The 21,752-nt window shown below is 37.3% G+C and carries 10 protein-coding genes; all 10 read right to left on the bottom strand.

Annotation, left to right across the window (positions count from 1 at the left end; translation table 11 throughout):
- Positions 1–5: 5 nt before the first annotated feature.
- The gene (locus IEV84_RS03870; protein ID WP_188492590.1) at positions 6–2,336 is read right to left on the bottom strand and encodes a DUF5703 domain-containing protein; all 2,331 of its coding nucleotides are present in this window, start codon (positions 2,334–2,336) and stop codon (positions 6–8) included.
- 159 nt (positions 2,337–2,495) lie between these two features.
- Entirely contained in the window at positions 2,496–3,920 is a 1,425-nt protein-coding gene (locus IEV84_RS03865) for a sialate O-acetylesterase (RefSeq protein WP_188492588.1), read from the bottom strand.
- 84 nt (positions 3,921–4,004) lie between these two features.
- The gene (locus tag IEV84_RS03860; RefSeq protein ID WP_188492586.1) at positions 4,005–7,430 is read right to left on the bottom strand and encodes a glycosyl hydrolase; all 3,426 of its coding nucleotides are present in this window, start codon (positions 7,428–7,430) and stop codon (positions 4,005–4,007) included.
- Positions 7,431–7,489: 59 nt separating this feature from the next.
- Positions 7,490–10,792 (bottom strand): glycoside hydrolase family 2 TIM barrel-domain containing protein, encoded by a 3,303-nt coding sequence (locus IEV84_RS03855; RefSeq protein WP_188492584.1) that lies wholly within the window; start codon positions 10,790–10,792, stop codon positions 7,490–7,492.
- A 79-nt stretch (positions 10,793–10,871) separates the two neighbouring features.
- Complete coding sequence (locus IEV84_RS03850; protein WP_188492582.1) at positions 10,872–12,002, bottom strand: glycoside hydrolase family protein; 1,131 nt, start codon at positions 12,000–12,002, stop codon at positions 10,872–10,874.
- Between the two features lie 57 nt (positions 12,003–12,059).
- Positions 12,060–13,742, bottom strand: a complete 1,683-nt coding sequence (locus tag IEV84_RS03845; protein WP_188492580.1) for a glycoside hydrolase family protein — start codon at positions 13,740–13,742, stop codon at positions 12,060–12,062.
- 137 nt (positions 13,743–13,879) lie between these two features.
- On the bottom strand, positions 13,880–16,060 hold the full coding sequence (locus IEV84_RS03840; RefSeq protein WP_188492578.1) for an alpha-L-rhamnosidase-related protein: 2,181 nt from the start codon (positions 16,058–16,060) through the stop codon (positions 13,880–13,882).
- Between the two features lies 1 nt (position 16,061).
- Positions 16,062–17,645, bottom strand: coding sequence for a sodium:solute symporter (locus IEV84_RS03835; protein WP_188492576.1), 1,584 nt, complete (start codon positions 17,643–17,645; stop codon positions 16,062–16,064).
- Positions 17,642–18,706 (bottom strand): Gfo/Idh/MocA family protein, encoded by a 1,065-nt coding sequence (locus IEV84_RS03830; protein ID WP_188492574.1) that lies wholly within the window; start codon positions 18,704–18,706, stop codon positions 17,642–17,644. Before IEV84_RS03830 ends, IEV84_RS03835 begins: the two co-directional genes overlap by 4 nt.
- Positions 18,707–18,953: 247 nt before the next feature.
- Positions 18,954–21,467 (bottom strand): L-rhamnose mutarotase, encoded by a 2,514-nt coding sequence (locus IEV84_RS03825; RefSeq protein ID WP_188492573.1) that lies wholly within the window; start codon positions 21,465–21,467, stop codon positions 18,954–18,956.
- Positions 21,468–21,752: the final 285 nt, after the last annotated feature.

Genomic DNA, 21,752 nt, shown 5'->3' with positions numbered 1-21,752 from the left:
ATATTCTATTTTAAATTTTCTTTTTCGGTCAGACTTTTTCCTAACAGATTAACAATGTCTTTTTCTCGCTCTTTTGGGAAAACTTTCAACAAAGTTACCTTTCCTTTTTCCAATTGCACTTCAACAGTTGTATTTTTTGGTGCATGCAATTTAAAATGTACATCCCAATGTGCTGGCCATGCCGGGAAAAGATAAATAGCATCTCCGTTGGTTTGCAGTACCATTTCCTGCATTCCTATCATTCCTGAACCTCCCCAGTTATGATCCGGAACCCAATCAAATCCCGGTCCCCAAAAAGTTGGAAATCGTCTATCAGCATTTGCCATTTTCAACAAATTATACTTAGCTGCTTCATCAGTCAAACCTAATCGGGCTGCAAAAATATTATCCTGTTTCCAGCCTACATGACTTCTAAATTTCAAAGCATCTGTATCGTACTTCCATGTATTTACAGCCGTTTGTAAATCCGGTTTTCCAATACCATAAATTCCCCACGGATAAACAGGATACAACTGCGGCACTTCGGTATTATTGATTCTTTCCCATGTTTTGGCCGGAGCCAATGTTTTGTGTCCATCAAATTCTCTGAAATTCAATGGTGGAATTCGGGTTTGAAATCCTTTCAAATACTCCAAATCTTCTTTTGACAATTCGTTTTCCGATAGTACCAAAAACTGTTCCGTAATTACTTTTAAGGCTGAAATTGTACTATTAGCATTATTAGCCATTTTATACGTTTCAACTGCCGAACCCGGAAACAATACCAAATGCCCGTTTCCATCCAACGCTTTTCTACCTCTCTGCTTTGCTAAATACTGATAATGTTCATCGAAAAAACGAAGACAACTAATGATAAACGGATTGTATTTTTGAATGTCTGCTCCCGCAAATTCTTTTTGTTGCAACATCATTTTACAAAACTCAAAAACCGTATCCCATTCGTATTCCAACCAGGCATTGTATTCCATTCCCGGATCATAATCTGCAGGGCGTTTCCATTCGTATTCGGCTGGATTTGGTAATCCAAAATTTTCCAATTGTTCTGTAAAGGAAGCGCCTCCATGTTTCCAATAAACTTCCGAACGCAATTCGGCATTTTTTTGCAGACTCAAATAATAATCCAATTGCGATGGCATCATATCAAAATCACCAGCTTTCACCATTGGATGATAAACTAGTCGCTGATTTTGAGCTGTCATCGTTCCGCCTCCCCAATTTCTAAAATCAGGAGTAAAATTCAACTCTTTATTAGTATGCACCGGATCAACCGTAAACAGTCCGCCGTTGAATTTCGTTGGATATTTTCCATACGCATTACAGCCCAACATATAACGGAATAACTGATAGTTTTGTCCTATTTGGTAAATCGAATCTTTTTCCGTTTTGGATTTTTGCGTGTAAATAAAACTGCGATTCCAGAAATTATTCCACCAGTTAATCGTTTTTTTCTCCGTCTTATTTTCTATTTTTTTATAACTCGAAATCTGATTTTTCAATTCTTTATTCCACAAAGTTGCATCTGCGGATTGATTGGTATGCAATTGGATTTGGAACTGATGTTTTTTAGCAGCTCTTATAGTCGAAAGAACAAATCCTTTAAAATCCGTATCCTGATAGATTCCGTTGTAAGTTCCGTTTGCTTTTAAATTATTTCCAAAAAGCTGTCCTCCAAAAGTGAGATTGGCAATAGGATTCAACATTTGGTCTTTAACCGATTCCATTTTTTGCTGCTTAACCGTTACATCAAAAACAGTATTGGCTCTGTTTCTATGATAAAACTGAATGGCATTATTTTCAAAAGAAATCGAATCCTTGTAGGTAATAATATCGCCTTGCGGAGCCCATTTGTATGAATTGGCATTGTTAGCCTTTCCTTTAGAATCCCTGTTTTTATATCTCCAACTTTCATAAGAAACTTTCATTTCGGTTGGAACTTTACTGTTCACATCAACATGAATCACCGGATTGAAAACGTCAACCCATAATTTTACAGTTGATCCGTTTTGCGAAACGGTAATAAATCCGTCTTTCAAAACCAATTCCTGTTTGAAACCCTCATTATCTTTAAAAGGATTCGGACTAAGACTCATCTTTACACGACCTAATTTTAGTAAAGTATTGTGTTCATCAAAAGTTCCGCTTCTGGAAAAATAGAAATACAAATCCCCTTTTTCTACCCAAACATTCGCACCAATATCACCGCCACCTAAAGGCATAGATTCTGAGGAATTTTTGCTTTGTGTATTCCAAACCTGATTGTAATTTTCAAGCATGGGAATTTGCGCTTTGACACAAAGCGTTAAGAAAAAAGCAAATAGGAATATTGTATTTTTCATTGTTTTTTATTTAACCATATAAGTCATAAAAGTTTTTCGTTCTAACCTAAGTTACTTTTCTAGTTCATTTAAGTCAAAACTTATATTAACTTCTCTATTAAACTTTTTACACTTACACCTTATATGACTTATATGGTAAAAAATTATATATTAATTATTTTACCAACTATCCGTTCTAAAAGAAGAAACTGGCAAACCACCCGCACTAAACAATTCGGCTTTTGCAAAATCTTTAAACAAATAACGAACAGCAACAGGCTTCGTCACTTTATCCGAAGTCAAAACCACTGATTTTCTTCTGACAACCGTTTTTGCAGGATGGAAAATCTTGTCTTCTCCTGCCAATTCGAATCCTAAAACTTCCTTATCATACGATGTAATTCCGTTTTCGACATTATCAAAAGAAACCGTTACCGCACCGTCTTTTATTTCCATCGATTTGTATTTTGGACTTTCAAATTCAAATCCTTCTACACCATACGTTTTTGCCAAAGCCTGAAACGCTAATCGGTTTCCACCTTTTTCTTTATCCATTGGATGAATATTATTGAATTCACCAACATCCATCAAAACCGCCATTCCTGAATTCGGAATTACTGATGCGGCTTTCAATTGAGCTTCTCTCAAATAAGCCGAATTGTATTCTTCTTTATTGTCTTTTGGATGAAATTGAGCATAATTAAATGGGGCGATTTGCGCATAATAAAACGGAAATTCACCCTGATTCCAAAGAGTTCTCCAGCTTGAAACCATTTTATTCATTAAAGCCATATATTCTGAAGCTCTTTCATAATTTGATTCTCCTTGATACCAAATACAACCTTTAATTCCGTAACCAATAACTGGCGACAACATTCCGTTAAACAAAGTCGTTGGCACTCGGTTTGGGTCTTTTACCAGTTCTTCTTTTGTTGTTGGAATTTTTGCACTTGCAAAATCTTTCAGCATTTCCTGATTCATCCAGGCTTCCATACTCGATCCGCCATAAGAAACATGAATTAATCCCACCGGAACATTCAATACTTCCTGCAAAAGTGTTCCAAAATACCAAGCTGTCGCACTAAAATTAGCCGTCGATTTTGGTGAAGCTACTTCCCATTTTCCTTCAAAATCGTCTTTTGGTTCTAAAACTGTAGCACGCGGAATGGTAATCAATCGAATGTTTTGATTCGCTGATCTTACAATAATTTCGTTGCCGTTTTTAATTGGCTGTCCCTGAAATCCTTTCAAAGGCATTTCCATGTTCGATTGTCCGGAACACAGCCAAACTTCACCAATTAATATATTTTTAATTGATTTGTTTTCCTTCCCGTTCGAAACCGAAATTTCATAAGGACCACCGGCAACCGGAGTTTTTAAAGCAATTTTCCATTTTCCTGCATCATCGGCTTTTACTTGATAGGTTTTAGAATCCCATGAAGTTTTGATTTTTATCTTTTGATTTTTATCAGCCCAACCCCAAATTGGAGCATTGCTTTGCTGCTGCAGCATCATATTATCCGAAAACAAAGCCGGCAATTTGATTGTAGCATTCACTTGAAAGCTTGTTAAAATCACTAAAAATGCAATAATTGAATTCTTCATTTCTTTTCTGTTTTTTTGCCACAGATTAAAAGATTTTAAAGGATTTTTAAATCTGTGTTAATCCTCTTAATCTGTGACTAAATTTTATTTATTTTCTTGTTCTAAAGTCACCGGTCCTAACAAACCTGCTTTTAATAAATTCTCAGTTTCAACTAACCTGTAAGGCGCCGTTGTCCATGTTAGTCGTTCCTTTTCCGGTAATTTTTGATCACCAATCAATCGGTTTGCCCAGGTATTTGTAACTTTAATTACTATTTTGTTTTTGCCTTTTTGTAATGCTTTCGAAATATCAGTACGATATGGGAAAGTCCAGATTGTTCCACAATCTATTCCGTTCACACTCACTTCAGCCAAATTTGCTATCGAACCTAAATTCAGATAAACAGCAGTATTTGTGTTTTGATTCCAAGTAAACTCTTTGCTATACACCGCTGTTCCTGAATAATATTTAATATTTTCATTTGCCGATGTACTCCAGTCAAACAATTTGTTAATCTTCAATTCTTTTTCAGGTCCTTTGAAACCAGCATCAAATTGTAATTTCCAATTTTCATCTAAAGTTTGAACGGCTTTTAAATCAAACCAATTCGTTCCTTTCGCAACACTATTTTCTCTACTTCCATTTTTAAAAATCACAAAACAAGACTCATTTTTATCCAGCTGCAACGGTATAATTGTTCGACCGTTTTCCACTTTCCATTCTTGTAACGCAATAGTTTTGTCTGTTACAGGATTGTACATTTCCGGTTTTTTACCGTTTTCGCGAAAAGACACCATAATCATTCTTTTTTCTTCCAACTGATTCGAAAGGAAATAAACTTCTTCATCAGCACTTCGTCGGTGTGTCCAGGCAATTGTTCCTCTGTCATTATGCTTCAAATCCGAAAACAATACATCTGGTGCAATTCCAATTTTTGTAAAATCAGCACCTAAAAACGGAAGTTCAATAACTGTACCTTTTCCTAATTTCCAGGAAACAGATCCATTTTCGTTTTTAGTTAGTTCCTTTCCTTCAGTCCACAATTCATCAACAATTGTCTGCCATTTTTTAACTTCTAAATCCGATTGAAAACTTGGCGTATCAATTGGTTTTTCGTCAATAAAAACGGTGGCTCCTTCTTTTACCAATTGCAATATTTTTTCGGCTACAGCCAAAGACATAATTTTATTCGGTGCCATTCTTCGGCTTCCCGGAAACAATAAAGCCGCATATTCAATGCCTCCTCCAAAATCAACTTTACCATTCACCACTTTAGCTCTGTTCAACAACACATCAGCATTAAAAGAGTCGTATTGATAGCCATTCATTGGGTTTACCCATTGTGATAAATCGGTATTGTTTTTAGAATAAGTCACTTCCTTAGGCATTTTGGCTGCTGGTTGCCCCACATTTTCCAATCGCATTTTTTCACTTGCCACTCGCTCTTCTCCAAAAACATTCGGAATAAAAGGAAACAAACGGTCTGGGACTAACGAACGCGAAGGCAAATCTTCGCCAATAAAAACCGCTAAATCTATCACAGGTTTTCCTTTTTGCAATTGCAACTGCACTCTTTGGCAATAGTCAAACCATGCTTTTCCTTGTTTCCACCAGGTTTGGTCTCTCTGGAAAAAAGTTCCAATATCGTCCAAAGTCATTCCCGGTTTTCTGTCCGTCCAAGGATTATGAACAAAAACATGATAGAAAAAACGATTAATTCCTAGTGCATAATTTCTATCGGCCAAGGTTTTCAAATTCCCCGGATGTTCATCCCAATCCATTCGCAAAGCCGTAAAAGCTTCCGCCTGAATAATGTCTTTTCCATAAATATGTCCGCCTGAAATGGCATCCAGCATATCAAAAGGTTTGTCGTGCGTAGGACTTTTTAACCAAAATTCCCCACTCGGATAATCGACATGTTTAAAATGCAATAATCCGTCGCTCATCATCGTTGGCGCCACATTCTCAGAACTGAATTTTACATTTGCTTTTTTAGCAATATCAGCAAGAGTCACATAAAAATTATCCGCTATTAATTCGGAGATTGTTTTTCGAACATCGTATAAAACTTTTTCAGAAGTCGAAACACTTTCGATAGGAATTCCTGCCATTACCGGCAAATAATCTACTATATTATAACCACGACGTTTTAAAAACTCAGCCTGAAAAACGGAAGACCAATTCTGGCTACCGCATTCCCAACTGTCCAAATGTAAAATCTCCAATACTCTTGAGGCCAATTCAGGACCGGCAATACGAATGGCTTCGCCAAACCAGTGATCCAATTGGTAACGAACTAACTCAGGATTGAATTTATCCACTTCCAAGCCTTTTCCCGCTCCTCCGGTTGCATTTTCATGTCCGGTTGAAGTATGTCCCATTCGGATAATTTTCCATTTTCCTTTTGGAGCTTTCCATGTTAAATTTCCGTTGGCATCAACAAATTTAGAAATATTGATAATACCGGATTTTTTGAACGCATCCGAATTTGGAATTTGTTCTTCGGTGATTGTTGGACTCAATCGCCATACCGCTCCCGATTTTCCTTCATAATTATCAATTAGCGACTGGTTCGAAAGTGTAATTTTACTCACTTTCAAATTATTCTGTTTCCATTTGGCAAAATCCAAATCTTCGGCTCCGGGTTCTGTCCCAGTAACATCATACACGAATCGGAAATATTTTGCCGTAACGGGTTTAATTGTATGTGTATGGTGCACATCCATATCCTGCCAGCCGTGACGCGGTGGAATCATTCGTTCGTGAAACTTAAAACTCACTCCGTCATTACTTACTTCAACAATTAAACGCTGTGCCTGAAAATCCCTTCCTTTGGTTTCAATAACAATCGATTTGCACGTAAATGGTTTTTCGAATTCGTATTGAATCCAACCGTTTTCGCCCAATCTAAAATTATCCTCTTTTTTTGCATCGGCTAAAAACGAAGCATCGCTGTTATTAGAAGTCGTAACCTTTGGCAGCTGTTGTTGCGAAGTAATTGTGTTTTCTTTTATCGGAATGGCAAAAGTCGCAATGTCTTTATAATACTCTTTATAGTGTTCCGGAGTGGCTAACTGAATATTTTGTTTTTTACCACCAAGGATTTCTGTTGTTGACCAGACTACTTTTTGCATCGACATTTCAGGCGTTATCCAAGGTCCTCCGGCAACAGCAAAACCATCAGCAGCATGAAAAGCAAGTTTTAAGCCCAGACGATCGGCTTCTACAAATGCCCATTTTACCATATCCCAAAATTCAGGACTCAACTGTAAAACCGGCGGATCAATCAATGGCGGATTTGCCGGACCTTTAATCGTCATCAAATAAGCACCTGCAATTCCGGCTTGTTTCATCGCTTCTAAATCGGCAGTGATTCCTTCTTTAGAATAAGCCGATTTCATCCAATACCAATACACCCAGGTTTTTGAGGATTCTAGTGTGGATTGAAATGATTCTTTTTTATGGACTTCCTGTGCGGAAAGCATTCCCACAAGAAATAAAAAAAGAAAGAGGTACTTTTTTTGAAACATTGTTGTTATTGTTTTGTCATTTGGAGTTCCGATAAATATCGAAACTCGCAATGACCTCATTAATACTTAAATTTCTTCAAATTAGTTTCTAATCCGTTTTTTGAATCTGAAAAAGGCATCAAATAAAAACTATAATTATAATCCTGTGCTTTAATTTGATATTTTTCCAAAGGAGCTGCTACCGGTGACCAACTGTCGTTTCCTCCCACTCCCATTTGCAATAAATCAATATTCAATGTTAAAAAACCGGGATTTTCTAACTCATACGTACGTTTTGCCTCGTTTAGGTTTTGCTGTGTAAACGGCCAGGCACTCATCTGTAACAATTGATTTTTATGCGAAATCAGTAATCCTTTATTTTGATTTACTGTAGATAATGCCATCCAACGCACTTCCATTCGATTCCCATTTTCCTGCGGTTTTTGATAAGGCTCAATAAATTTCTCAATTGGCAATGAATAACGCCCCACGGTAAAGCCAAAACTGCGGTCACAATAATTTTCTAATTCGCCTTTTCCATACCAGGAAATTTGATTGAAAGCATTCGGAACTCCCATTTGCATACCTACTTTCGGAATATTTGGTAATGGATTTTTAATTTGTAATTGGTAATCTACCTGAATCGTTCCGTTGGACTGAATCAAATAATCCACACGCACCGAAGCAGAATCTTTGACCACTTCGTAATCACTACTGATTTTGATTTGGTTCGCACTGCTTTCTGAACTCACTTTGGTCAGTTTCGGAACTGCTGTGTACCATTGTTTCAACAGCTTATTCGGTTTCCAGCCTTTTCGGTCGTTATCAGTCATCGGACGGGTAAAATTCGGTAACAAAGGCGCAAAAACCTGTTGTTCCTTTTTGTAAATATACGAAGTCAAAGCACCGTTAGACTTATCAATTGTAATTGTAAAATCAACTCCCGAAACTTTAAAATCAGAAGCAGATTCCATCAGTTTTGGACTTCCTTTTAAAGATAACACCGGACTTTGACTTTTTTGCAACAAAAATTGATCTGTGGCGACTGCATAGCCTTTCTTCTCCCAAAATTCCTCTTTCGAAAGTTGGAATTCGATATTCAGAAAATATTCTGAATCCGATTTCATCTTCGGAAGGTATTTTTTAATATCCAACGTAAAATCATTTCCGGCCGGAATATCAATTGGTTTCAATACTTCGGTTTTAATGACAATTCCGTTTTCCAAGACCTTTATCACCGGAATAAAATCGCTTAAATTTTGAACAACAGATCGGTTGTGGATTTTTATTGAAGTTCCGTTTTCTAAGGTTGAAACAGCGGGTTGGTAAATCCATTTGTTTTCATACATCGCAGCTTTGGCTCTTCCATCAGCCGAAACCAATCCGTTGATATTAAAATTACCATCGTGTTTTTTCTCGCCAAAATCACCACCGTAACCTAAATATTCTCTACCGGTTTTAACATCTTTTCGAAGTAAGCCCTGGTCTTTTAAATCCCAGATACAGCCACCTATAACACGAGGCGTATTGCGGAATTCATCCCAAAGTTCTTTTAAATTACCCGTAGAATTCCCCATAGAATGCGAATATTCGACAAACAAAATCGGACGGGTATCTTTATTTTGCTCCACTAAAAATTTAGGTGTAAAAACACCCGGATAAAAACGGCTTACCATATCTACATAAGGCTCATCCTGTGGATTTTCAAAACGGTGGGAATGATCCACTGTTTTTGGATAACGCGAATCTAACGGATCAATATACCCGTCTAAACGTGGATTTCCCTGTGCCGGTTCGTAATGTACTGGACGCGTAATGTCGTAATCGTGTGTCCAGCCCGCCATTGCAGCATGATTGGGTCCTTTACCTGCTTCGTTACCCAAACTCCACATCACAATACTTGGGTGGTTTTTGTCACGATGCACCATTCGGGTCATACGCTCCAGGTAAGCATACGTCCATTGCTGGTCGTTACTTAAAAAACCGCCTAAACCATGGGTTTCCAAATTGGCTTCGTCCATTACCATCAAACCGTATTTATCACATAATTCATAAAAATAAGGATCATCCGGAAAATGAGCCGTCCGTACAAAATTGAAGTTATATTTTTTCATCAGCTTTACATCTTCTTCCAAATCCTGATGATTGACTGCTTCGCCACGGGTTGGATGATGCCCGTGATGATTAACCCCGTACACATAGGTTTCTTTGCCATTGATAAGCATTTTACCGTTTTCTTTCGAAAATTCAATTGACCGGAAACCTAATTTACAGCTTTTTACTTCGCTAATTGTTCCGTCAGGATTTTTTAACGTCATCACCAAGGTGTACAGATTCGGTTTTTCGGCGCTCCATTTCAATGGATTTTTAATGTTTTCCTGAAAAAACCCAAAACGCACTTTATCCAAACGAGGTGAAACTTCGCTGATAATATCAATGGCTTTTCTGCTTAAAGCTTTTTCAAATAAAGGTTTATTTTGAGCATCATACAATTGTACTTCAAAAGTGTGATTTTTAATGGTATCTCCCGTTTGATTGTCTAAACGTGGACGCAATTGAAAAACGGCATCCTGATATTTTTTATCCAATTTGGTTTGGTAAAAGAAATCGGCAATACGCAATTTGGGTTCTGCCATAATAAATACCTCGCGCTGAATCCCGCTCAAACGCCAATGATCCTGGTCTTCTAAATAAGAACCATCGCTGTAACGAAAAACACGAACCGATAAAATATTTTCTCCCTTTTTTAGATAAGGTGTAATATTGAATTCCGAAGAATTAAAACTATCTTCTCCATAACCCACAAATTCACCGTTAATCCAAACCTGAAATGCCGAACTTACGCCACCAAAATGAAGCGAAACAGTCATCCCATCCCAATTTTCGGGTACGGTAAATTTGCGTTGGTACGAACCAACAGGATTATCATCCTGAGGTACAAAAGGTGGATTTACCGGTCGGAACGAATACACAGCACTTTTATAAATAGCCATTCCATAACCTTTCATTTCCCAATTGGAAGGCACTTCGATTTTGTCCCATCCTTTTACTTCATTTTTATAAAAATCCTGAGGCGCTTCCTGAAAGTTTTTGGCAAATTTAAAGTCCCAGTCACCATTCAGCATTTTGATTCGGCTTTTTTCACGTTTCCCTTCTAAAGCATCGGCAACCGTAGCATAAGAATAAGCCGTAGCTCTTGCAGGCTCTCTGTTGATACTGGTTATCATAGGATTTTCCCATGGTGTATCAACATATTTTTGTTGCACTCTGGGTACTCCAGCGGGTTCTCCCGTAACCAGTTGAGCTTGGCTAATACCAATACCAAACAAACAGCATACTATCGAAAATCGAAACCTTAAAAAATTATGAATTGACTTAAACATTGATTTTATTTTTTAGTGTTCTTGTCATTCCGACAAAGGAGGAATCACAAAATTTGTCTTAATTCTTAATACTTGGTACTTAGTTCTTCTTAACTTTCACCGGTGGAGCAACAAAATTCATTTGGCTTTTCCCTAAATCTTTCGAAGTAGCTACTGCAATTCCTCGCTGTTCCGCTTTATTTACTGCACAATAAAAATGATATACTACTCCGTCGTGTTTTACCACAAATGATTTATGGGCAAACATATTATCATACGGTTCAGAAGATTCAATTAAATTATCGCCTTTCCATTCTTTCCAGTTCACCAAATCGTTGGAAACTGCAAATCTGTTAAACGCTCCCTGATTCCAATCTCTCCAGAAAGCACCAAAATAAAACATCACCCAAGTATCATTAACTCTTTGTATATAGGCATCGCCAGTAATTCCTCTATGGTGATTCAACAATGCTTTTTTTCCGTAACGTTTCCAGGTTTTCATATCGTTAGAAACTGCCATCCCAATACGTTCTGCACCTTTAGCCGGATTCAAACTATCGCCACGGGCATTATAATACATGATAAATTTACTTCCGGTAATGCGTTCTTTGTCTTCAATAACCGAGTTTTTATACATCGTACTGTTATCCCAAAAACTTACATCAGTATCTTTTGGTGTTAAAACCGGTTTCGGCAAACGTTCAAATTCGTGTGCTTTTGTTGGAGACTCTTTCGTATAAGCCATCCCGATTGATAAAACCCCAGCTTCATATCCTGTGGTATTTCCACCAAAATAACTCATCCAATATTTTCCATCATATTTATTCCATTTGTAGCTTCCGCCCCAAGTCGGATCCTGCAATGAAATATATCCTGCTTTTTGGTTCACGTCCCACTCCTTTTCATCTTTTGAAAATGACATTACTTTTCCTAAATGTTTCCAATTCAATAAATCATCACTTTCAGCCAACCAGGTTTCGTAACCTCTTCCATCATAAATCAAATAAGTCATAAACCATTTTCCGTCTTTTCGAAAAACCGAAGGACAGTCCATTTTATAAGAGTTATCCGTTGGCACCATCACCAAACCGTATTTGTAGGGCGTTTTTATTTCATTATAAATTTCATTCATTACCGCATCGGTGATTTCCCTTTTCTTGTATTTTGTGGCGCAACTGGCTAACAAAATTGTTGCCATTGCAATAACGAAATATTGTACTGAATTCTTCATTTCCTACTTTTTTGGACAATTCTTTTGTCTCTTATCTTTGTTCTTTTCTCTCTATTCTTATTTCAATTCTTTCAATCGGGCATCCATCACCTCACGATTCAATTTTAATTTCACCATCCCAGTCGGGTGAAAACGTCGTTTCAAATCGATAGCGTTATACACAATCGTATACACATCATTTCCTTCAGGAATCAGGCACAAAGGCGTACGCATGATGTCCCACCATTTGTCTACTTTGGTTTCAATAGGCCAATAACGAGCTTCCGACCAATTGACTCCGTCCTTAGACAAAGAATAGCCCATCATATTAGGCAAATGATGTCCCCAACCGTCGGGACCTCCATCAAAAACAGCAATGTATATGCCATTTGGTAGCTGACTCACAATTGGATTTTCCACAAACATGGGGTGAATGGATTTTATAGGTTCCAAACCTTTGTTCATTCGTATCCAAGGGCCTTCCAAACTATTGGATTCGGCCAAAGCCACAAACCAGCCTTTTCCGGATTTTTTAGGATAATCTTTCCAACTTTCAAAAGGATAAGCACCGCTGTAAAATCCATAAAATTTATCCCCCACTCGGTATGGAAAGAAAGAAGCTACTCCCTGACGTCCTTCCCAAGGTTGCGAATCCAATCCTGGTTCCATGATGATGCCGATATCTTTATATGGTCCAGCAATTCCGTCAATCCCTTCTACCGTTGACTCGCAACGCCAAATACGACCAAAAGAGTGATTTGGCTCAATTTCTTTATGAACAGTATAAGCCAAATAATAACCATACCATTTGTTTGCTTTTGCATTGAAAACCGGCATATACGACCAAATGGCTGCACGACGGTCATTCATCGGATTATCATCTTCGGTAATGGCATAGGTTCCGCTGGCCTGTAAAATGGTTGATTCGCGTTTCCAATGAATGGCATCTTTACTGGTCCAATGTCCGATTTTAGTTTTTACACGGTCATAATAATAAGGCACTCCCATTTCACCGGCTCTTTCGGTTGGAAACATATGGTAAGTATCGCCCACTTTTACCACACGACCGCCTTCAAAACCACCTTGAATGCCGTCCACCCCTGGAAAACCTTCGTCAATAACCGGTTTATTTTCTCCACCGATAATTTCGAATAATGGTTTCTCATCTGAAAATCCTTCGACGATAAAAGTTGGATTCCACAGTTTACCATCTGGAAATTCGGCGTTTCTGAATGTTAAATTTTGATTGCTTTTCACAGCGCCTAAAAGCACAAACAATCCTTTTGCATTTGGTAAAATAGTGTGAGTCCCTTTTGCGAAAGCGACAGCATACACATTTACCGGTGGTAAGCCTGTAATAGTAACTCCATTTTCTAGGACTAATTTAGCTTTATCGGAACTAGCAATTTGCAAATAATCTTTATTGTCTTTTTCCTGAAAAACACCAATAAGCAATTGCACATTTTCCTTGAATTTCAATTTCAAAGGAGCGTTGGTTCCGCTTTTATAACTATCCAAAGGCAATTCGACTCCTTTCAAACCTTCTAATTCTGAAGCTAGACGAACAATATTGCTTTTACTATTCGAAAAAACATGCGCGTATTGCGTGGTTTTGAAAGTTTTGTAATTGGATTTTATTACTTCAAAAGAGGCAGCTTGCCAAGCTTTATTTTGTGCTCTTGCAAATTGAGTACAGATTGCAAATAGCACTAAAAAAGCAGTCATTAATTTGAAATTGTATGTAGTGTTTTTTGAAAACATTTGTTTTTATTTTTAAAAAGGCTTCTAATTACTGAAATTAACCTCAATTTTGTCATTCCGACGAAGGAGGAATCTCCGCAACGTGAGTAACCAACGAAGATTCCTCCTTCGTCGGAATGACAAACTATGTGTAAATATTAAATCGCTTTATAACTCACTTTATACTCAACATTTGGTTTAACCGTTAATTGATATTTGTTTTTTGCTAACTCAACAATCGTTCCTGAATTGGTTTTTGGCTTGCTTTTACTATCAATAATTAATTTTCCTTCACCTTCAGCAGCTTTTACCTTTATTTCAGATTTGCTTACATACAATGCAACTTCGCCTTTTGGTGTTGGAACTTTACCTTGCATCCATTGTAATCCGCCTAAATTTGGTTTGATTTCGTACTCAGCATAACCAGGCGCAGTTGGTTTTACACCCAAATAGTATTTCCCTAACAAATAAATTGGACTGGAACCCCAGGCGTGGCAAAGACTTTTTCCATAAGGGCGTCCATACATTTCTAAATGTGCTGCCCCTTTTTTGGTTGGGTTGTATTCTTCCCAAAAAGAAGTTGCTCCTTCGTTTAACATTCCGCCCCAATAGTCTTTCATTTCTTTCAAAACATAATCCTGTTCACCCATAGCGCATAAGGCTTCCAACTCGTAAAAACGCATATATGGTGTAGTGATTTGAAGAACATCTTTGTTGAGTAACACCTTATTTTTTATACTTTGTTTTTGTTCTTCATCAAAATAATTGAAGAAAATACCGAACATATTAGCGTATCTGGTTACAATATCCTGAATTTTACCATCGATACGCTGGTGCTTCATGACGTTTTCTTTTTTGTCCCAAAACACCTCAAACAATCTGGTTTTAAGATCATCAGCTAATTTATCATATTGCTTTTGATCCTCATTTTGACCGGCAATTTTGGCACTCACCGCCATAGCTTCCAGACTTCTGGCCAAAAGCATTTGTTCAAAACTCACTTCGCCGGTTTTTGGCAATCCGTTTGCCCAATCAATAAAAACCCAGTCGCCTTCTAATGGTTCCAGGAATCCGTTTTTGTTTCTTCTCTCTAAGCAGAATTCCATCAGTGATTTCATTCTTGGATAGAAGGTTTTGATAAATTTGGTATCGCCGGTATGCAAATAATAATCGTAAACACCTACAAACCAATATAAGGAATAATCCATGATGATATTGATATGCGCCGTCACCGGTTCTTTGCCACGAAGAGCCAACAAAGTACGTTCTACTGAAGCCGAATCAAAGAATAAATAATAATTCATTAGATAACTTTGATAAGCATCGCCAGACCAAACCCAACGATCACGCTTAATTCCGTCTATAAAAAATTCGCGTGAGGTTAAATGCATGGTGTAAGCCGAGACATCCCAAATTTTATTCAATTCCTGGTCCGAAGATTTGAATGCCCCGCGATATTCTAATGGCAAATATTCATAATCCATTGAAATGGAATCGTATTTTAAAGCAGGATCTGCTTGTACCTGAACATAGCGGAATGCTTTGGATCCAGTATGTGTATAGGTTTCGGCTTGCTTTCCATCAAATGATAAATGATCTAAGGTTTCACATTTGGCTGTATCCAAGGCTTCCTCACGGGACTCGCCATAATATAAGGCTATTTTTCCTTTGCCTTTTAGACCGTGAATTTTGATATAACCAAAAGTTTCTTTACCAAAATCCACCAATTGACCGGCAGCAGTTTTCTCTGTTTTTTTGGCATTCCAAGGAGTCGTAGCCAATCTAAAACCAGAAGGCTTATTTTCTGGCGCATCAAAATTCCAGGAACCCACAGGCACCCATGGTGTACCGGATTGTTGTGCTTTTCCATTTTCATCAATCCAAAGTTTATCTTCATTAGTAACCTTCCATGAAGAATCGGATTTGACAAACTTACCAGCAATATAAATAGCCGGCAACACTTCCTGATTGTATACTTTAAAGGAAATCTTGTGTTTCCCCGCAGGAATTTTTAATGATTTTGGCTGTCCGTAAATTTGAACACCATCTAAAAGTAATTGAAAAGGTCCTTCGGTGAAGATTTTCACCTCATCTGCTTCCGGAATATCAACTTCTGTTTGAAAAGTTACCAGAGCATACGGGCTGTAATATTGCCAAAGCGGTGGAAATACTGCTTCGCGTTCCGTACGTCGTACCTGCATTTTATTGCTCAACCAAACTTCAAAATCGCCTGGATACCAAATCCAGGTTTGAGCTGAAGCCGCTTCTGACAAAAAGAATAAGGCAAAAACGCAAACAATCGTTTTAAAACTCTGACGTAAAGAAGAAAATAGGTTCATATTAATTAAAATTAAAAATGAGATATAAAACGATAATTGTTACTCCTAATAAACCAAACAACAACTTCACTTTTTTGCTGGTTTTAGGAACATCAGTTTCGCTTACAAAAGTAGTTTCAGGATTTTTATCCAATAACGAAATCATAATTGCCGATACCAATAAAACTAAAAAGATGTAGAATGAAATTAGTAAAAAGTGGGGCCAAATTGCGTATTCATCTGCCGGAAAAATCCATAAATACAAAACCCCAACGAACAAACTAAAGGCTGAACCCCAAGACAAAGTTCCATTTACCGCTTTTTTGGTAGTACGTTTCCAAAAAATACTCAATAAAAACACCACAGATAATGAAGGTGCTAAGAAACCTAAAACAGCCTGAAAAATATTGAATAAATTCTGTCCTTTGATATTATCGATAGCTATTGCAATCAAAATAGAAAACACGCATCCGGCAGCAATTGTCAAACGTCCAATTTTGATTTGATCTTTAATAGTTGCCTCCGGATTGATTTTTTTCACATAAATATCATTGGTAAACACCGTACTCAAAGCATTCAAAGAAGAACCAATCGTCGCTACTAATACGGCAATCATCACACAAATAACTAAACCGTTCATTCCGCTTGGGAATAAATTCGTAACCATAGTCATATAAGCCAAATCTGAATTTTCTCCTAACTCAGGATACAACACAGCACACAAAATCCCCGGTAAAATAAATAACGGCAACGCCATTACTTTCAACCAACCGATAAAATTCACTCCTAATTGTCCTTGTTCCAAATTTTTGGCTCCCAATACACTTTGTACCATCGATTGGTCAGTACAAAAGAAAGCTACCGCTGCGACTGGATAACCTAATAAAATGGCTGGCCACGGATAATGGGCATCATCTGCAGGACGCACTAAATTCCAAAAATTCGAAGGCGTCTTAGCAATCAATGCATCAATTCCACCTACTTGTTGTAAACCTAAATACGATAAGGTTAGCGAAACCACAATTAGCAAAATCATCTGAAACACATTTACCTTAGCAATCGCTTTTAATCCTCCTGCATAAGTAAAAATCCCAGAAAAAATAACTAAAACGGTTACACTTTGCCACATTGGAATTCCTAAAATTTGGCGGACTAAAACTCCTCCACTAAATAATCCTAATGACAACCAGCTTACCAAAATTTTCACCATGGCATACCAGGCCAAAATAGTCTGCGTACTATCGCCATAGCGTTTTCCCATATATTCGGGCATTGTACTTACTTTGCTGGCAATATATTTTGGTGCAAAAACAATAGCTAACAATAATAAAAACACAAAAGCATACCATTCAAAATTTCCGGCTACAATTCCTGTAGTGTAACCAATACTTGCAAAAGCCAATAATGACGAAGGCCCCACATTAGTTCCCCACATATTGAATCCGATGTTGTACCAGTTCAATGAATTTCCGGCCATGAATAGGGTTTCGTTCTTCTTACTTTGTTTGACACTAACAATGTATCCAATAACTAATAATATCACTAAATAAACAGCAACAATTATAAAGTCTAAAGCAGTTAATTTATCGTAGATACTGTTATTCATAGGTTGTATTCTTTTAAAATATCAGCAATTTTTACTGGCATTCCTGTTTGTAATGTTCTGTCCATTGCCTGCAATAAAGCTACGGTTCCAATTCCTTCTTTCATATCCGGATAAGCAGTAAAACCTTGTTCAATACTATCAGCAAAATACTCTAAATAGTTTTGGTATTCCCCTCCATGATGACTTTGTCCCTCAAAACGGAAATAATATTTTAAAGTCGCATCACCCCAAGTGATTACTTTTTCTTCACCGGTTTTGTCGGTCACCGCATAACGCAATTCGTGATAATCAGCTTGACTGGCACCTTCAGTAGCTCTCAAAATAGTGCTCATTCCGCTGTCTCTTTGAGCTGGCTGTGTTGGCGAAGTATAAACACCACTCACTCTGGCAATTCTTCCGTCAGTCGCTTTGAAGATAAAATGCATTGTATCTTCATTCTTCAATCCCGCCGATTTTCCGTTGCTGCTAATCATTCCGTAACCCATCACTTCTTCGATATTGGGCAAATACCATCTGATAAAATCTACTGGATGGCTCAAACCACCGTACAACCATTTGAAAGATTGTAACAAAGACCATTCTTTCTTCAAAAACCATCTGTGGTCAGCGTGATATTGCGCTTCAATCGTGATCAAATCACCTATTAAACCAGCTTCATAATCGGCTCTTTGTCTTTTTGCTGGTTCAAAAAATCTGGAACTTTGTCCGATGAAAACCTTTTTCCCAGTTTTCTCGCTCAGTTCCAATAATTCCTTCGCATCCGAAAGATCATCAATAAAAGGCTTGGTACAAACTACGTGTTTTCCATGCAACAACGCTTGTTTTACATGTTCAGCATGCAAATGATCCGGCGTGTAAATAGCAATGATATCAATAGCCTCGTCTTTTAACAAATCGTCATAATTTGTAGTGTAGTGCGGAAAATCAAATTCCTTTGCTCTTTGTTTGCACAATTCTTCATTTCTGTCACATACTTTTACCAGTTCTACTTTGCTGCTTTCTATCGCTGCCGACATGGTACTACGTCCTTCTCCAAGACCTAAAATGGCTATTTTTAACATTGATTTATTTTATTAATTAATTTTTTAAACCATTAAGAGATTAAGTTTATTTAGATTTTTCAGCCTTAATTTTCTCAATTACTTAATGGTCAAATTTTAAATTCTTACTGTTTATTTTATGTTTTTTCAAGAAAACCTAAAGGTTTTTTAAGCTGTCGGATTTCAATTTTCAGCCACAGATTAAAAGATTTTAAAGGATTTTTTTAATCTGTGTTAATCCATTTAATCTGTGGCTAAATATTTTAATCTATTTTTTTTCTTCAAGTTTTTTCAAAAAATTCCAAACTTCTCCGGGTTTTGTTCCTTCAACTCCAGTTTGGTATTTTTTCATTATCGCATTCCATTCATCGACACGTGGATTGTTTTCGGTCGTTTTTGGATTTAACTTATCCAAACTTTCTCCTTTTGGAATACTAATCACCAACATTAATTGTCTTCCGTTTTTGAAAACCTGCAATTGTTGGAAATCGGCATTACAAAAACCTTTGGCTACTTCCGGCCATTTTTCAAATTGGGTTTTATGGTAATCCAGATATTCCTGTTGCATTTTTGGATCTTCAACCAAATTAGCGGTCAAAACAATATTTTCCCATTCCGAAGCTGGTTTTACTCCCGGACATCTTTCAAAATTTTGAAAATCATAAACCGGATTTTCATAAATTTTTATTTGCAATGCCGGGAAAGCCAAAGCCAGTTTCTTTTTGGTTCTTTCCGGCTGATTCATCAATCCGTAAATCACCAAATGATTTTCCCATTGGTACAACTCTTCACCTACAATTCGGAAACCTTTTATAGTCGATTTGATTTTTTCGATATCAAAATCTTTTCCAACTAATTCAATCGCAACCGACTTAGGCATTTCCTGTAATCCCCAGGTTTCGTCAACAACCACTTCCTTTTTCAAATTAGCATAAGGAGCGCGAACACCTGCATTTTCCTTGATTTTTGGATCAACAAAAGCATAATTATCTTTCCAGATATTTCCTGCAGGTCCATTGTTGTTTTTTAAGATTTTCTGAATCGGAATCCAGTTGTTTTGAATAGTAAAATGCTGTGATCCTTCATCGGTGTACAAATACAACCATAAAAACGGATCGTGTGCATACGGACTGAAATACACTTTGTCAATGTAGTTCTCTTCAATTCGGCTGTCTGCCTGAGAAGAAAGCGTATAAATTCCCGCCACATCATGCAGATGTTTGGCATAATGATGGATTTTATTGGCCAATATTTTATTGTTGCGCATCACATTTTCAGTATGCGTCCAACCCCATCCCATCGAAATCCCGCTGTAAGCCACATCCGAAATCTCGTTGTGTTCAATGGTCAGACCTTTAACAAAACCGGCTGCAATTCCTAAACATCCCCAATCTTCATTGGCAACATTGGTAATCATATTATCAGCCACCAATTCGTCAGAACAAACTTCTCTTTCGTCTTTTACAACCAATGGTAAATGGGCTTCAAAAGGCTCTTCGGAGAAAACGCCCAGATTAATTCCGTTTCCGCCAATGTCTTTAAATAAATTTCCCTGAACACGATTGTGGTTAGTTCCCTTATTGAAATCTAAACCAGTAGAAGACAAATGCTCAAAACTACAACTTTCAAACGCTGTATTATTGGCAAAATTCACTTCAACAGCAGCACGTGGTCTTCCCACCCAAGCCTGATTTTCTAAATTAGCCTGATTTGGCGTTCCCGGAACTTTTAACTTATAAGCATCCAGCAAATACATTCCCGCCTGCAATGGCACATGACCTTGTTGGGAAGGACGCAACCAATTACTGTATTGAAACGAAATTCCTTTGAATTTAAAATAACTTACTGGCGAATCGATGGTACCTTTTACATCCACTAAATTCTCTAATACAGGTGCAGTAACTTTGGCGGAAGCCATATTTTCCCCTGCTCTTGGGATATAATAGATTTTGGCTTTTTTTCTATCCAAAAACCACTCTCCTGCCTCGTTCAATAATGACATCCCATTATTCAGGAAGAATGCCGAATTTCCGTTATTCTTAGAAATCCACGGCGCAGGCCACGGATGCTCACTCTGAATACGGCTTTCCGGCTTTTCGAATGAAAGTCGGGCGCTGTCTTTGACAACTTCGATATTTTTAATACGTAAATTAGCAATAGCCCACCATTGTACGATGAACATTTCCATTCCCGGCTCAAACTTAACCGACTTATCTTTAAAAGGAATCCAGCAAGTCTCCGTTTCCTTATCCCAGGACAAAATGCGATCCATTTTGTCTCCGGCAGTACTTTTAGCACGCACCGCTTTTACATCGTTTACCCAAAGTTGGCGGTAATTGATTACTTCGCCTGCAATTTGAGGAGCATCGGCTACCCAAACAGCTCCGGCTTTTAGTCCATTGATTGTCGTAGTTGTTTTTTTCCAGTTTTTAATTTGAATCCCTCCGTGAAATATTGGTTTTGCATTCGCATCGGCTTCAATAGTAGTAGGACTATCTGCAGTTCCTGAATCTTCAGGTCTTACAAATAAAGGTTCGTCAAAATAATAAGTTCCGTCTTTTATAATAATATGAATTCCACCTTTTACCGAAGCATCTTTCAATCGACGCAGTTCTCTGGCTTTTCTCAACGCCATGTGTACCGTTGCCAGCGGACTGGCTTTTGTACCTTCATTAGCATCATTTCCGTTTGTAGCTACCCAAATGTCAGCAGCCTGCATTGAAAACGCAGTGAAAAACACCACTAAAAAAGTCAATAAAGAATGTCGATTTTTTAGAAACATAAAATATATTTTAAATTATAAATTGAATTCTGGTTCTCCTCAATTATAATACCATATTAGTCTTCGAAAGAAACAAAATGTAAACGTTATCATTTTTGAAATAAAAAAAAAGTCTGTCGACTCTAATTATACTCTTGATAATAAATTAATTGGGCTGGGCAAGATACCTATTTTAATACAAAAAAAATCATATTTTTAAACAACGGTCGATTCTATAAAAAAGGATAAAATTCTAATAAATAAATTTAATAATTATCTTTATACCAATTTAATATAAAATATTTT

Source organism: Flavobacterium palustre (assembly GCF_014639535.1).
Classification (GTDB): domain Bacteria; phylum Bacteroidota; class Bacteroidia; order Flavobacteriales; family Flavobacteriaceae; genus Flavobacterium; species Flavobacterium palustre.
This window is presented reverse-complemented; position numbering and strand designations above follow the sequence as displayed.

Bases quoted from the DNA above. Each gene is read 5' to 3' on its own strand.
- IEV84_RS03870 (WP_188492590.1), bottom strand. From the start codon at position 2,336: ATGAAAAATACAATATTCCTATTTGCTTTTTTCTTAACGCTTTGTGTC.
- IEV84_RS03865 (WP_188492588.1), bottom strand. From the start codon at position 3,920: ATGAAGAATTCAATTATTGCATTTTTAGTGATTTTAACAAGCTTTCAA.
- IEV84_RS03860 (WP_188492586.1), bottom strand. From the start codon at position 7,430: ATGTTTCAAAAAAAGTACCTCTTTCTTTTTTTATTTCTTGTGGGAATG.
- IEV84_RS03855 (WP_188492584.1), bottom strand. From the start codon at position 10,792: ATGTTTAAGTCAATTCATAATTTTTTAAGGTTTCGATTTTCGATAGTA.
- IEV84_RS03850 (WP_188492582.1), bottom strand. From the start codon at position 12,002: ATGAAGAATTCAGTACAATATTTCGTTATTGCAATGGCAACAATTTTG.
- IEV84_RS03845 (WP_188492580.1), bottom strand. From the start codon at position 13,742: ATGTTTTCAAAAAACACTACATACAATTTCAAATTAATGACTGCTTTT.
- IEV84_RS03840 (WP_188492578.1), bottom strand. From the start codon at position 16,060: ATGAACCTATTTTCTTCTTTACGTCAGAGTTTTAAAACGATTGTTTGC.
- IEV84_RS03835 (WP_188492576.1), bottom strand. From the start codon at position 17,645: ATGAATAACAGTATCTACGATAAATTAACTGCTTTAGACTTTATAATT.
- IEV84_RS03830 (WP_188492574.1), bottom strand. From the start codon at position 18,706: ATGTTAAAAATAGCCATTTTAGGTCTTGGAGAAGGACGTAGTACCATG.
- IEV84_RS03825 (WP_188492573.1), bottom strand. From the start codon at position 21,467: ATGTTTCTAAAAAATCGACATTCTTTATTGACTTTTTTAGTGGTGTTT.